This window comes from Planctomyces sp. SH-PL62, from assembly GCF_001610895.1.
Taxonomy (GTDB): domain Bacteria; phylum Planctomycetota; class Planctomycetia; order Isosphaerales; family Isosphaeraceae; genus Paludisphaera.
This window is the reverse complement of the sequence record NZ_CP011273.1, coordinates 1,651,065-1,665,052: the sequence shown is the minus strand read 5'-3', so window position 1 is coordinate 1,665,052 and position 13,988 is coordinate 1,651,065. Positions and strand designations below refer to the sequence as shown.

The window sequence follows — 13,988 nt, the reverse complement described above, 5'->3', positions numbered from 1 at the left end:
AATTGGGGGGGCGGGGCCGGGCCTCAGTCTAGCATGCGGCGGCGCGGGCCGAGAAGCCGGCCGGGACTTGAGCTTGAGGCCTCGCCGGGCTTTCGCCGATAGTGGCACGGGGGATTCCGCGCGCCGGGCGCGTCCGAGTCGGCCTCGATGCTGGTCCAGGGAAAGGGTTCAGGGTCATGTACCGGATTCGTCTTCGCCGCCTGCGTCCGCTGCGGCTTTCGCCGATCCTGTTCGCGGTCGCCGCCGCCGTCTTCGCGGGCGCGTCGACCGCGCCCGCCCGCGGGGAGGACGCGTGGGACGCCGTCTTCCTCGCCGGTAACAAGATCGGCTACATCCACACCTTCATCGAGAAGGTGAGCGAGAAGGGCCGGCCGCTCAACCGCGTGCGGGTCGACACCGTCCTGAGCTTCCGCCGGGGCGACGACGTGGTGGTCCAGAAGATGATGTACGGGACGATCGAGACCCCCGAGGGGGAGGTCCTCCGGCTCGACACCCGAACCCTGACCAGCGACAACGAAATCCGGGTCTTCGGCGACGCGGTCAACGGTCAGATGAAGCTGATCCTCGAAGGGACCAAGCAGCGTCAGGAGCAGGTGATCCCCTGGGGTCCCGAGGTCCGAGGCCCCTATGCGGCCGAACAGAGCATGGCGAAGAAGCCGATGACCGAAGGAGAGAGCCGGACCCTCAAGATGTACATCCCCGACCTGAACCGGGTGGTGGACATCGAGATGAAGGCCGGGCCGACGGCCGACGTGGAACTGGGCGACGGCCTGAAGCGACCGCTCCGCAAGATCGAGCAGCTCGCCACGCTCGACGGCAAGCCTCGTCCCGAGCTGAGCGCGGTCCTCTGGGTGGACGCCGGCGGCCAGGTGCTGAAGCAGGACGTCGACCTGCTGGGGGGGATGACGACCTACCGGACCACCGAGCAGGGCGCCAAGGCCCCCGGCGGCCGGATCAAGTACGACCAGATCCGCGGCACCATCGTCAAGTCGGAGCGCGAGATCCCCACCCCGTACCAGACCCAGTACATCAAATACCTGATCACCCACAAGGACGAGGACCCGGCCAAGATCATCCCCGCCGACCGTCGCCAGTCGATCCAGGCCACGGGCGACGGCAAGTCGGCGACGCTCATCATCCAGACGATGGGCCCCAACGACGGCGAGGCCGGGACCGCGGCCGTCGACCCCGAGTTCCTCCGCCCCAACGGGATGATCACCAGCGCCGACGCCCGCGTGAAGCGGCTGGCCGATCGGGCCGTGGCCGAAGCGGTGGCCCCCTGGGACCAGGCCGTCCGCATCAACCACTGGGTCTTCCAGAACATGCGGAGCAACTTCGAAACGACGTTCGCCCCGGCCAGCGAGGCCGCGCAGAACCTGACCGGCGACTGCACCGAGCACTCCGTGCTGGCCGCGGCGATGTCGCGGGCGAAGGGGATCCCGTCGCGGGTCGCCGTGGGCCTGATCTATGTCGACAGCAAGGAGCTGAAGGCGAAGGGGTTCGGCTTCCACATGTGGCACGAGGTCTACGTCAACAACCGCTGGGTCGCGCTCGACTCGTCGTTCGACCAGGCGCAGGTGGACGCCACGCACATCAAGCTCTCGGAGTCGAGCCTGGAAGGCGTTTCGCCGTTCGAGTCGTTCCTGCCCATCCTCCGGGTCCAGGGCAAGGTGACGATCGAGCCGCTGGAACTCCGTTGACGGTGCGTTGACCGCCCCCCGGCCCCGGCGGCACAATGGTCCGACGTGCGAGGCGAACCTTCCCGAACGCGACCCGCCGAGGCCGTCGCGTCGCGCCCCGGAGTCGAAACCATGTTCCCGATGAAGCGGCCGGCCGAGCTGGCCTTCCTGTTGTTCCTGGCCCCCCTGGCCGTCGGTTGCGCCGAGAAGTCGGCCTCGACCGAGGGGGGGGCGTCGCCGGCTTCGGCGTCATCTTCCGGCCGAATCGGCGCGGTCCTGCCGACGTTCAACCACCCGTTCTTCCTCGCCATGAAGGACGGGATGGAGGCGAAGGCCAGGGAGCTGGGGCTGGAGGTCGACGTCCGCGACGGCCAGGACGACGACGCCAAGCAGATCGCGCAGGTGGAGACGCTCCTTAACCTGGGCCTCAAGGCCGTGATCCTCTGCCCTCGCGACGAGGACGCGCTGACGCCGGCCGTCGAGGCGGCGAATCGCGTTTCGGTGCCGATCCTGGCGTTGAACCGCCGCATCAACGGCGGCGAGGTCGTCAGCTACGTCGGGGCCGACGACGCCGAGGGGGGCGTCCTCCAGGGTGAGGAGCTGGTGCGGCTGCTCGGCCCCAAGGGGGGCAAGATCGTCTACCTGGAAGGGACCGAGGGTTCGAGCCCCCAGCGCAAGCGGAACGCGGGCCTGATGGCCGTGCTCCAGAAGCACCCCGAGATCGAGGTCGCCGACAGTCGATTCGCCGGCTTCCAGGAGGACAAGGCCAAGAGCGTCATGACCGACCTGGTCCGTCGCTTCCAGCCGGGCGAGATCCGCGCCGTGGTGGCCCAGTCCGACGAGATGGCCCTGCCCGCCGCCGAGGTTGCCCAGGCCGAAGGCTGGAAAGACGTGATGGTCCTCGGCTTCGACGGCAGCCAGGCCGCGTTCGACGCCGTCCGCGACGGCCGCCTCGCCTGCACCATCCTCCAGGACCCTCGCGAACAAGGGGCGAAGGCCGTGGAGGTCATGGCGGCCAAACTCAAGGGCGAGACCGTCGACCAGGAAGTCGTCACCCCCCTCCGCCTCATCAACAAGGCGAACGTCGACCAGCACAAGCCGGCGTATTGATCGAGGGCGGCGACGTCCTCGGAACCTCGCCCCCCCGGGGGGCGAGGACGAGGATCACGCCTGCGGCCAGGTCCCGGAGAAGACCTCGGTGGCGGGGCCGGTCATGAAGACCGAGGCGTCGCGGTCGGGCCATTCGAGTTCCAGGTCGCCGCCCGGGAGATGGGCGAGGATGCGGCCGCCGGTGCGACCCGTCAGGACGCCGGCGACGCAGACGGCGCAGGCACCGGTGCCGCAGGCCAGGGTCACGCCGGAGCCGCGCTCCCAGGTGCGCATGCGGACCTCGCTCGGGGAGACGACCTCGACGACGTGGACGTTCACGCGCTTCGGGAACGCGGGATGGCGCTCGATCAACGGGCCCAAAGCCTCCAGCGGGAAGGCCGCGACGTCGTCCACGAACAGGACGGCGTGGGGGTTGCCCATCGAGACGGCGGTGAGGAGGAAGTCCTTGCCGCCGATCTCCAACGGCACGTCGATCACGGGATCGCCCGGCAGGTTCGTCGGGATCTCCTCGGCGCGGAGGATCGGGGCTCCCATGTCGACGCGCACGAGCCGGGCCTCGCCGGCCTCGACGGTCAGGTCCAGGGTCAGGACGCCCCGACCGGTCTCCACGGTGACGCGAGGGCGGGCCGCGATGCCGTGGTCGTGGATGAACTTGGCGACGCAACGTACGCCGTTGCCGCACATCTCGCCCTCGGAGCCGTCGCTGTTGAACATCCGCATCCGGGCGTCGGCCCGATCGCTCGGCATGATGAGGATCAGGCCGTCCGAGCCGATGGCGAAATGGCGGTCGCTGACCGCGCGGGCCAGCTCGCCGGGATCGGCCGGGGCGGGCTGAGAGAACGTCTCGACGTAGACGTAGTCGTTGCCCAGGCCGTGCATCTTCGTAAATTTCATGGGTAGGTGGGTGAGATCCGGGAGTGGTCCGCCCGGACCGACTGCGATCCGTTGGCCGACGGGGCGGGCGCGACGGTACTATTGTAGGCTCGACCCCAAGTCCGCTTCCAGGCCCGTCGCCCGGCGACGGGGAACTGCGAGGATCCTGATGAGCAGCGTCGCGCCGAGTACGTCCTACGACCTGAGGTTCCAGCTCCTGAACGTGCCGGTGCGCGTCCACCCGCTGTTCTGGCTGGTCACGGCGGTGCTCGGCTGGAACGACGGCGATCTGGGGAAGGTCGCGCTCTGGATCGGCTGCGTGTTCGTCTCGATCCTGGTCCACGAGTTCGGCCACGCCCTGATGGGCCGACGGTTCGGCGGCTCGCCGTCGATCGTGCTCTACAGCCTGGGGGGGCTCTGCTACTCCGGGTCCGAACGCACCCCGGGGCAGCGGCTGGCGGTGATCCTGGGAGGCCCGGCGGCCGGCCTGCTCCTGTTCCTCCTGACCCTGATCGTCGCGAGCCTGGCCCTGGGGATGACGCCGGGCGAGCACCTGGCCTTCATGAAGATGGTGGTGGGCCTGACTCCCGACCCGGGGAGCGTGATGGGCGGGGTCCAGAAGCTCCAGAACTCGACGAACGCGGAACTCTATTTCAACCTGCTCCAGATCAACTTGTACTGGACGCTCGTGAACCTGCTCCCCATCTGGCCGCTCGACGGCGGCCAGGCCTCGCAGATCGTCATGTCGCAGGTCGACCGACGCCACGGCGTGCGCCGGAGCCACATCCTGTCGCTGCTGACGGCCGGCGTGCTCGCCTTGCTCCTGGGTGTGCGGACCGGGAATTTGTTCCTCGCCGTCTTCATGGGCTATTTCGCGTTCCTGAATTTCCAGGTCCTCCAATCGATGCACGACTCGCAGGCTTTCGGGTCTCGCGACGACGACTGGTGGCGGCAGTGAACGTTTGTCCGAGACGGTGTCTCGGCCCGTACGGGGCTGGTCGTCGTAGGTGACGCCAGGTTGAGAATTTACGTCGGAACCCTGGAGGGCGTCGGGTGCCCTCTTCCCTTTCCGAAGGCGATGGACCACAATTCACGGGTCCGTCCCCGCCGATCGAGCCGAGGGCGAGGCCGCGGTGCATCCTTTGAGAGCGAGAGCAGAACAGGAATCCATGGGCGCACGCACGAAAAAGCCGTCGTCACGGAAGCGTCCGGCGGCCCGGGAAGAGGGGACGGATCGCGAAGGTCCGGACGGGGTGCATGAGGAGTCGGCCGCCGCGGGCGCGGCTCCGGAACGTTCCAATCGATTGCCTCTCTTGCCGTTGCGTTCGGACCTGGTGTTCCCGCAGACGGTGGTGCCCCTGGTGGTGAACCGCCCCAGCGGGATCCGACTGGTCGACGAGGTGATGGTCGGCGAGCGGCTGGTCGGGCTGGCCAGCCAGCTCCATCCCGAGATCGACGATCCCGGGATGAACGACCTTTTCCCGACGATCTGCGTGGGCACCGTCCTGAAGATGCTCAAGTTTCCGGACGGTTCCACCCGGATCGTCTGCCAGGGGCAGACGCGCGCCCGCCTGGTGAACGTCGTGCAGACCGAGCCGTACCTGATCGGCGAGGTCGAGCCGCTGGAGGAGATCGACGAGGGGGGGGTGGAAGTCGACGCCCTGGTCCACCACGTCAACCGCCTGTTCCAGCGGATGGTCGACCAGAGCCAGCAGATCCCCGAGGAGCTCCAGGTCGCGGCGATGAACACGCACGAGCCGGGAAGGCTCGCGGACCTGCTGGCGTCGAGCCTGCCGTTCTCCATCGAGGAGCGGCAGATGATGCTCGGCGAGGTCAACGTCCGGCTCCGCCTGGAGCGGCTCTCCCAGTTCCTCTCCCGCCAACTCGCGGTGCTGGAACTCTCCACCAAGATCCAGGAGCAGGTCGGCTCCGAACTCTCCAAGGCCCAGCGCGACCACTTCCTCCGCCAGCAGCTCAAGGCCATCCAGGACGAGCTGGGCGAGGGCGAGGGGGAGAACCCCGAGGTCGCCGAGCTCTGGGAACGGATCAGGACGGCCAACCCGCCCGAGGAGGTCCAGCGCGAGGCCGAGCGCGAGCTGGAGCGGCTCGTGGGGATGCACCCAAGCTCCGCCGAGTACTCCATCGTCCGGACCTATCTGGACTGGCTGGCCCTGCTTCCCTGGGACAAGTCCAGCAAGGACCGGCTGGACCTTCGCCGCGCGCGGAAGATCCTCGACACGGACCACTACGACCTGGAGAAGATCAAGGAGCGGATCCTCGAATACCTCGCGGTCCGCAAGCTCAAGCAGGACATGAAGGGGCCGATCCTCTGCTTCGCGGGCCCGCCGGGGACCGGCAAGACGTCGCTGGGCAAGAGCATCGCCAAGGCTCTCGGGCGCGAGTTCGTCCGCGTCAGCCTGGGGGGCGTGCACGACGAGGCCGAGATTCGCGGACACCGTCGGACGTACGTCGCCGCCATGCCGGGAAGGGTGATCCAGGGCATCCGCAAGGCCGGTACGAACAACCCCGTCTTCATGCTGGACGAGGTGGACAAGCTGGGCAACGATTTCCGGGGCGATCCCTCCGCCGCGCTGCTGGAAGTCCTCGACCCCGAGCAGAACGGGACGTTCCGCGATCACTACCTCGACGTGGATTTCGACCTCTCGAAGGTCATGTTCATCGCCACCGCGAACGTCCTGGATTCGATCCCCTCCCCCCTGCTCGACCGGATGGAGGTGCTCAACCTCCCCGGCTACAGCGAGGAGGAGAAGACCCTGATCGCCCAGAAATACATCATCCCCAAACAGCTCGACGCCCACGGCCTCGTCGCCGAGGACCTGGAGATCACCGAGCAGGCGATCCGCAAAATCATCTCCGACTACACCCGCGAGGCCGGACTGCGGAACCTTGAGCGCGAGGTCGCGGCCGTCAGCCGGAAGATCGCCCGCAGGCGGGCCGAGGGGAAGAAGAAGGCGGTGACCGTCGGCCCGGTTCAGGTCGCCGAGCTGCTGGGACCCTCGCGCTACTTCCGCGAGCTGGCCGACCGGACGGGCATCCCGGGGGTCGCCACCGGCCTGGCCTGGACCCCCACCGGGGGCGAGATCCTGTTCATCGAGGCCTCGGCCACGCCCGGCAAGGGGGGCCTGATGCTCACCGGCTTGCTCGGCGATTCCATGCGCGAGAGCGCCCAGGCGGCGATGAGCTACCTCCGCAGCCACGCCAAGGCCCTGGGGCTCGACGCCGCGCAGATGGCCAAGACCGACGTCCACATCCACGTCCCCGCCGGGGCGGTGCCGAAGGACGGGCCGTCGGCCGGGGTCGCGATCGCCTCCGCCCTGATCAGCCTCCTTCGCGATCGCCCGATCAAGATGGAGTTGGCGATGACCGGCGAGGTCACGCTGACCGGCCGGGTGCTCCCCGTCGGCGGCGTGCGCGACAAGGTGCTCGCGGCCCGCCGCGCGGGGATTCGCACCATCCTCCTCCCCCGCCACAACGAGAAGGACCTGGTGGAACTGCCCGCCGAGGTGAAGGCCGACCTGACCTTCCGGTTCGTGGATACGCTCGACGACGTCCTCCCCCGGCTGTTCGACGACCTGCCGGCCAAGAAGTCCAAGCCCGCCCCGGTCAAGCCGTCGTCGGGCCGGCTGGGCACGGCGAAGGCCAAGAAGGGGAAGGCCGCCGAGGAACCCGAGGCCGAGTTCCCCGGCCAGACCCCGCGCCGTCGCCCCTGAACCCGAGCCGAACGTCCTCCAGCCTCCGCCTCACGATGCCGCAATCCTCTCCCGAACCTCGTCGCGTGGCCTTGAACGGCCTGACCCGCTCCTTCTCCGGCGTCCGCGCCCTTAAAGGCGTCGACCTGGAGTTGCGGGGCGGGGAGATCCACGCCCTCTGCGGCGAGAACGGCGCGGGGAAGAGCACGCTCATCCAGATCCTCGGCGGGGTCATTCGGCCCGATTCGGGCTCGATCGTCGTCGAGGGCCGCCCCGCTCGGTTCTCGAACCCGGCCGCGGCCATCGCCGAGGGGATCGCGATCATCTACCAGGAACTGAGCCTGGTCGACGAGTTCACCGTGGCCGAGAACTTGGCGCTCGGGGCCGAGCCACGCGTCGGCCCCTGGATCGACCGCCGCGCGATGGTCCGCGAGGCCCGCCGACGCCTGGACGAACTGGGATTCGCGCTCGATCCGAAGGCCCGCGTCGGCTCGCTGACGATCGGCCAACGGCAGCAGGTGGAGATCGCCAAGGCCCTGGGTCGAGACGTCCGCGTCCTGGTGCTCGACGAGCCGACCGCCGCGCTCTCGAGGGCCGAGACCGAGCGGCTGTTCGTCGTCCTCCGCGAGCTTCGCGACCGGGGGATCGCCGTGCTCTACGTCTCGCATCACCTTGAGGAAGTCTTCGCGATCTCCGACCGGATCACCGTCCTTCGCGACGGCTCGCGGGCCGGGACGTGGCGGGCTTCGGAGGTGACGCTCGGGGAGGTCGTCGCGCACATGGTCGGCGAGGCCGTCGACGTGCGCGAGCGATCGCCCCGCAGGCCGGCCGGCGAGCCTCGGCTGCGGGTGACGGGAGCCGTCGGGAAGACGCTCCGGGGCCTGGACGTGACCGTCGCGCCGGGGGAGGTCGTCGGCCTCACCGGGCTCGCCGGCGCGGGGCACGAGGAGCTGGCCTCCATCCTCTTCGGCACGTCGCGGCCGACGGCGGGCGAGGTCGTCTGGCAGGGCCGCCCTTTCCGGCCCCGCCACCCGGTCGAGGCGGCCCGACGGGGGATCGCGATGGTCCCCGCCGACCGCCGGGGTGAGGGGTTGATCTCGACTCAGGGGATCCTGGAGAACCTCACGATCGCCAGCTATCCCGACCTGGCCCGCTGGGGATGGATCAATGGACGTCGCCGTCGCGAGCTGGCGGAGACCTGGCGCCGTAAGTTCGAGGTCGCCGCGTCGAGACTCTCCCAGCCCGTGCTGACCCTCTCGGGCGGCAATCAGCAGAAGGTCTTGCTGGCGCGTTGGGCGGCGAGGAGCCCGGAACTGTTCATCCTCAACGAGCCGACGCGGGGGATCGACGTGAAGACCCGCGAGGCGATCCACCGCTGGATCGACGAGCTGGCCGATTCGGGCCGGAGCGTCCTCCTGATCACGGCCGACACGCAGGAGATGATCCGGCTGGCCGACCGCTGCCTCGTGCTCCGCGCGGGGAAGGTCGCGAAGGTCCTCGGACCACCCGCGCTCACGGAGCACGCCGTCGTCGCCGCCATGGTCGAGGGCTGAACCGGCCCGCTCGAATCGAAGCCCCAGGGAATCCGTCATGCCGCTCCCGCTACGATCCGTCCTCAGCCGCCTCCCCCAGATCCTCCTGATCGGGGGCGCCCTGGTCCTGATGCTGCGGACCGAACGGTTCTTCACGCCCGGCACCCTGACCAGCATCCTGACGCAGGCGAGCATCGTCGGCGTGCTGGCGATCGGCCAGGCGTTCGTGCTGGTCGGCGGCGGGTTCGATCTCTCGCAGGGGGCGATGCTCGCCCTCACCGCGGCGACCGTCGGCCACCTCGCGCAGTGGGGGTGGTCGGGGCCCGCGTGCGTCGCCGGGGCGCTCGCGGTCGGGCTGCTGCTCGGCTCGATCAACGGTTTTTTCGTCTCGGTGGTCCGGACCAACCCGTTCGTGACGACGTTGAGCACGCTGCTGATTTTTCGGGGGGCCGCGTTCATCGCGCTCGGGGGCCGGCCGATCGCGAACATCCGCGTCTTCCAGGCCGTCGACTCGGGCTTCGAGCTGGGATCGACGTACATCCCCTATCGCGGCCTGATCTTCCTGGCGGCCATGCTCGCGGCGTGGATCGTCCTGCGGCGGACGGTCTTCGGCCAGCACGTCTACGCGCTCGGCGGCAACGCGGACGCGGCGCGGCTGGCGGGGGTGCGGACGGTCCGGCTCAAGACCTGGACGTTCGCGCTCAGCGGCCTGGCCACCGGCCTTGCGACGGTCCTCTTCCTGGGCTGGCTGCGGGTCGCGAAGCCCGACACCGCCACCGGCTACGAGTTCGACTCGATCGCCGCGTGCGTCGTCGGCGGCGTCTCCCTCCAGGGGGGTCGGGGGAGCGTGCTGGGGGCGGCGGCGGGCTGCCTGCTGCTCCAGGCGCTGCGCACGCAGATCACGATGAGCGGGTTCCCGGAGGAGTACCGGACGTTCGTCACCGGGCTGGTGATCCTCACCTTCGCCGCCGCCGACGCCCTCGCCCGCCGCAACGAGCGGGGCTGAGCCGGTTCGAGGCGGGATCTCGACTTTCCTGGAAAATACGGGGAAAGAAATCCTGCGAGCCTGCATGGAATGGGTGGCTGATCGCGGTGGTCGGCCGACGCCGCTCGACTTCTCGGGCGACCGCGTCATCTCGCTTCCTTCTCCCGAGCGCGAGAAATGCCCATGAGCGAGAGATATCCGTCAGCGGCGGTCGACGACGCGGGAATGCTGTTCGGCATGGGGGCGGTCGGCGGCTTCTCCGACGATCGACTCCTCGATCTGTTCGTGCATGGTGGGGGTGCGCAGGCTGAAGCGGCGTTCGAGGTTCTTGTCCGACGCCACGGCCCGATGGTCTGGGGGGTCTGTCTCCGGATCCTGGACGACCCCCATCTCGCGGCCGACGCCTTCCAGGCGACATTCCTGATACTCGTTCGGAAGGCCGCCACGATTCGCGTCGAGGCATCTCTGGGCCGTTGGCTCTACGGAGTCAGTCGCAAGGTCGCGTTGAGGGTGAGGAAGTCACTGATCCGTCGTCCAATCCACGGAGACGGTGAATTCGAGAGGGTGGCGGCCCCGGAGGTCGCGTCTGAGCGAAGCGAAATGCTCGCCGCCCTGGATGAAGAGATCGCCAGGCTTCCGGAGCGATATCGCGAGGTGCTGGTGCTCTGCGACCTCGGCGGCGTGGCCCACGCGGAGGCCGCTCGACGTCTCGGGTGCGCGGTGGGGACGGTCGGCAGCCGGCTCTCGCGGGGACGCGATCGGTTGCGGCGGCGGATGCTCCGTCGCGGCCTGGCGCTCTCGACGGGGGTCTCGGCGGCGTGGTCGCCGTCGCAGGCGGCTACCGCGGCGGTCCCCAGCGCTCTGGCGGCCTCCACCGCCCGCGCCGTGATTCGGATGGCGAGTCCCGACGGACCCGCGCTTGTGGGGAACGTTTCCGTGCTGGCGAGAGGAGTCCTGACAGCCATGTTCTGGCACCGACTCCGATTCGTGGCCGCCCTCGCCTCGTTGGCGATCATCGGCGTGGGTGCGACGGCCCTTTCATCCGGCATCGCCCAGGAGCTCGTGGTCGCGGCGGGGAGGGACGAACCCAAGGTCCTGGAGGCCGACACCCCGGGGCGGCTCCTCGCCGAAGTCCAAAAAACATATGCTGGGGCGAAATCGTACGAGGACGAGGGCGAGTCGACGGCCGTGTTCACCTCGCCGTCGGGCAAGCGAACGGTGAAGAAGCCCTTCTCCACCCGCTTCCTACGCCCGAACCTGTTCTACTTCGAGTTCTCTCAACGCACCGGCGACGGCGACGGCGAGATGGACCGCTTCGTCGTCTGGAGCGACGCCGCCCCCGAAAGCTCGAAGCACTGGTGGACCCTCCGGCCCAAGGTCCAGGAAGAGACGTTGCAGATGGCGCTCGGCGGCGCGTCGGGGATATCGGGCGGGACGTCCACGCTTATCCCTTCCCTCTTGATGCCCGAGGCGGTCCCGACGTACCCGCTGAGGGTCCTGAAAGACCCCCGGTTCGCAGGCGAGGAGGTGGTCGACGAGTCCTCCTGCCGGAAGGTCGAGGGCAAGAACCTTTCGGGAGACGTCGAGACGTACTGGATCGACAGGTCGACCTCGCTGGTGAGGAAGCTCGTCACGAAAATGCAGTTCCCGGGTGCCACGGTCGAGACCACGACCACGTTCCGACCCCGACTGGACGTCGAGATCCCGCGCGAGCGGTTCGAGTTCAAGCCGCCGAAATCCTGACCGACGGACGTACCCCCGATCGGTCGGCCCTCGTCCGCTTTGGCGATCCCGACCGATTCGATCGCGACTCGCCGAGGGGGCTCAGGGGCCGCACGAGGGCGGGTCGAGCTGGTCTGGCGTCGTTCGCGGCTTTCGCATAGGCTCCGCTCGCGCCCCCGGTGCGTCGACTTCCGACCGTCGAGGGCGGTTCACTTCCAGGGAAGGAAGGCGAGGCGGGCATGAAGATCCAGCATCCGCTCCTCATCCAGGCCATTGGATGCGTCGGCTCTCGGGTGGTCCGCCGATTGGGCCGGACCTGGGATTTCCACTTCCGTTATGAAGATCCGATGGTCGATCCCGAGGTCGCGCGTCGGACGGGCCGGCGCTACATCTACGCCTTCTTCCACGAGGTGATGCTCTTCCCGGCCTACTACTGGAACTGGCCGACGATGAACATCCTCATCAGCGACCATCGCGACGGCGAGATGATCACTCAGGTCGTCAAGCGGCTGGGCTTCGGCGTGGTCCGGGGCTCGACGACGCGAGGCGGCGCGCGGGCGCTCCGCGAGATGACCGAGCGGATCGACGACGGCAATCTGTGCGTGACGCCCGACGGCCCTCGCGGCCCGAGGCGGCACGTCCATCAGGGGATCGCCTACCTCGCCAGCCGGACGGGGCTGCCGGTCGTGGGGGCGGGGATGGCGTTCAAGGACTCCTGGCGGGCCAGGAGCTGGGATCGCTTCTGCATCCCCAAGCCCGGTTCCCAGGCCGCGGCCGTCGTCCCCGCGCCGGTGTTCATCCCCCCCGACGCCGATCGCGAGGCCCTGGAGGCCGGACGCCTGGAGATCGAGCGTCGGATGCAAGGGGCCATGGTCGAGGCCGAGGCGTGGGTCGAGAAGCTCTGATCCGGGGTTGCCAGGAATCGGCAGGGTCGGTACGTTGCGTCGGCATTTCGGATGATTCGCGTCCCGACGGCCGGCGTCTCGACAGGCTCCCCGGTCTCCCCTGCGATGCACGAACCCCCTCTGAATCGGCCTCCGATCTCGCAGACGGTCCGGTGGCTCCTGGCGGGCCTGGCGGTCGGTCTGGGAATCATGCTGGCGGTCGCCCGTTCGCTGGAGCCGGACCCTCGCGGGTACGGCTCGCACGAGCAACTCGGGCTCGCTCCCTGCTCCTTCCTGATCGCGACGGGCCGTCCCTGCCCCACCTGCGGGGCGACGACGGCCGTGGCGCACGCGGCGAGGGGGCGCCTGGATCGGGCCTGGAGGGCGAACCCGGCGGGCGCGCTCGTGGGCCTGCTCGCGGGGCCGTTGATCGTCTGGCTGCTCCTGGCCGTATGGACGCGGAAGCCGCTGGGCTTCCGATCGCCGGGGGAGCCGCTGGTGGGCCTGCTGTTCGTGATCGTCCTGGTAGGTTCCGCATTCTGGTTGAAGCGATTTCTTGACGGCCCGGCCCACCTGGCCCCCGCCGGCGCGGCGCCGGCCATCGGCCCGGTTCCGCCCACGCCCGAACCAAGGAAGGAGGGGGCGAAGGATGACCCCCCGTACGATGACGAGGATGCGACGTCTCGCCACCACCGCGGTGGCCCTGAGCCTGCTTGTGAGCCTTGCGGGATGCGACCCGCGCACGATCTTCTACTTCCTCCAGCCCTTCGAGCCCACGATTCCGGCCCCGGGACCGTCCCTGAAGGGGAAGAAGGTCGTCGTGCTCACCGCCGCCGACGACGCCACCCTGGGACGCTTCCCCGGGCTTGAGCGCGACCTGGCGCGGCAGTTCATCGGCAACCTCAAGAAGAACAAGAAGATCACGACCGTCGACAACGAGCGCGTGGGAGACTGGATCCAGGGCCATCCCAAGTGGTCCGACCCCTCCGAGGCCGCCCGTGACTTCGAGGCCGACGTGGTCATCGTCCTGGAGATCGAGATGTTCCAGACCCGGCATCCCGGGAGCCTGAACGTCCTCGAAGGCTCGGCGAAGGTCCACATCCAGGCGTTCGAACTGGCCCACCCCAAGAACAGCAAGGGGAAGCCGATCACCGACCAGCCCAAGGAGTCGGAGTCGATCTACGACGACTACCAGGAGACCACCTTCCCGATCCGCGGCCCGATCCCGATGGACTCCGGCGTGGGCGAGTCCACCTTCAAGAACAAGCTGCTCCAGGTCGTCGCCGACGAATGCTCCTGGCACTTCATCGAGCACTCCCAGGGGGACGTCATCCAGGACGTCCGCTTCAACGGCCGCTGACCCCGGCCCGTCGAGCCGACTTGCGGACCATTCCGGGCCGGGCCCCCGCCGATCGCGGCGGGGCGTCCCGGCCCGTTCGCATCGGTTCAATCGGAAAACTCTCGGAACTTCGTCGGGAATGCATTGTGGAGGC

General features: G+C 68.9%; 11 protein-coding genes and 1 pseudogene. 10 read left to right on the top strand and 2 right to left on the bottom strand.

All coding sequences use genetic code 11. The features are described 5' to 3' along the window. The first annotated feature begins 176 nt into the window (after positions 1 to 176). Together VT85_RS06445 and VT85_RS06440 are read left to right on the top strand one after the other, a co-directional pair. A complete protein-coding gene (locus VT85_RS06445; RefSeq protein ID WP_082858403.1) occupies positions 177 to 1,700 on the top strand; it encodes a transglutaminase-like domain-containing protein in 1,524 nt (507 codons plus the stop codon). A 111-nt stretch (positions 1,701 to 1,811) separates the two neighbouring features. After that, on the top strand, positions 1,812 to 2,789 hold the full coding sequence (locus VT85_RS06440) for a sugar ABC transporter substrate-binding protein (RefSeq protein ID WP_068412199.1): 978 nt from the start codon (positions 1,812 to 1,814) through the stop codon (positions 2,787 to 2,789). Between the two features lie 54 nt (positions 2,790 to 2,843). On the opposite strand, the gene dapF is transcribed toward VT85_RS06440, so the two are convergent. Beyond that, on the bottom strand, positions 2,844 to 3,683 hold the full coding sequence (dapF, locus tag VT85_RS06435; RefSeq protein ID WP_068412197.1) for a diaminopimelate epimerase: 840 nt from the start codon (positions 3,681 to 3,683) through the stop codon (positions 2,844 to 2,846). A 148-nt stretch (positions 3,684 to 3,831) separates the two neighbouring features. Between dapF and VT85_RS06430 the strand changes: the two genes are divergently transcribed. From VT85_RS06430 to VT85_RS06415, 4 genes are all read left to right on the top strand, one after another. Beyond that, on the top strand, positions 3,832 to 4,620 hold the full coding sequence (locus tag VT85_RS06430) for a site-2 protease family protein (protein ID WP_068412191.1): 789 nt from the start codon (positions 3,832 to 3,834) through the stop codon (positions 4,618 to 4,620). Between the two features lie 211 nt (positions 4,621 to 4,831). Beyond that, on the top strand, positions 4,832 to 7,393 hold the full coding sequence (gene lon, locus VT85_RS06425; RefSeq protein WP_082858402.1) for an endopeptidase La: 2,562 nt from the start codon (positions 4,832 to 4,834) through the stop codon (positions 7,391 to 7,393). A 65-nt stretch (positions 7,394 to 7,458) separates the two neighbouring features. Then, positions 7,459 to 8,925 (top strand): sugar ABC transporter ATP-binding protein, encoded by a 1,467-nt coding sequence (locus VT85_RS06420; protein WP_068412188.1) that lies wholly within the window; start codon positions 7,459 to 7,461, stop codon positions 8,923 to 8,925. Positions 8,926 to 8,962: 37 nt separating this feature from the next. After that, the gene (locus VT85_RS06415) at positions 8,963 to 9,910 is read left to right on the top strand and encodes an ABC transporter permease (RefSeq protein WP_068412186.1); all 948 of its coding nucleotides are present in this window, start codon (positions 8,963 to 8,965) and stop codon (positions 9,908 to 9,910) included. 180 nt (positions 9,911 to 10,090) lie between these two features. Here VT85_RS06415 and VT85_RS28975 read toward each other — a convergent pair whose 3' ends face one another. Continuing rightward, positions 10,091 to 10,231: a hypothetical protein gene (locus VT85_RS28975; protein WP_231871551.1), complete on the bottom strand. Its 141-nt coding sequence runs from the start codon at positions 10,229 to 10,231 to the stop codon at positions 10,091 to 10,093. A gap of 6 nt (positions 10,232 to 10,237) precedes the next feature. Between VT85_RS28975 and VT85_RS06410 the strand changes: the two genes are divergently transcribed. The 4 genes and pseudogenes from VT85_RS06410 to VT85_RS06400 all read left to right on the top strand — a co-directional run bounded on the left by VT85_RS06410 (position 10,238) and on the right by VT85_RS06400 (position 13,855). Continuing rightward, positions 10,238 to 11,632 (top strand): RNA polymerase sigma factor, encoded by a 1,395-nt coding sequence (locus tag VT85_RS06410; RefSeq protein WP_068412183.1) that lies wholly within the window; start codon positions 10,238 to 10,240, stop codon positions 11,630 to 11,632. A 218-nt stretch (positions 11,633 to 11,850) separates the two neighbouring features. Continuing rightward, positions 11,851 to 12,516 carry a lysophospholipid acyltransferase family protein gene (locus VT85_RS06405; RefSeq protein WP_068412180.1) on the top strand — a complete coding sequence of 222 codons (666 nt, stop codon included), beginning with the start codon at positions 11,851 to 11,853 and terminating at the stop codon, positions 12,514 to 12,516. A 51-nt stretch (positions 12,517 to 12,567) separates the two neighbouring features. Further along, positions 12,568 to 12,900, top strand: a pseudogene (locus VT85_RS29950) (DUF2752 domain-containing protein); the annotation flags it as partial. Positions 12,901 to 13,144: 244 nt separating this feature from the next. After that, the gene (locus tag VT85_RS06400) at positions 13,145 to 13,855 is read left to right on the top strand and encodes a hypothetical protein (RefSeq protein WP_068412173.1); all 711 of its coding nucleotides are present in this window, start codon (positions 13,145 to 13,147) and stop codon (positions 13,853 to 13,855) included. Positions 13,856 to 13,988: the final 133 nt, after the last annotated feature.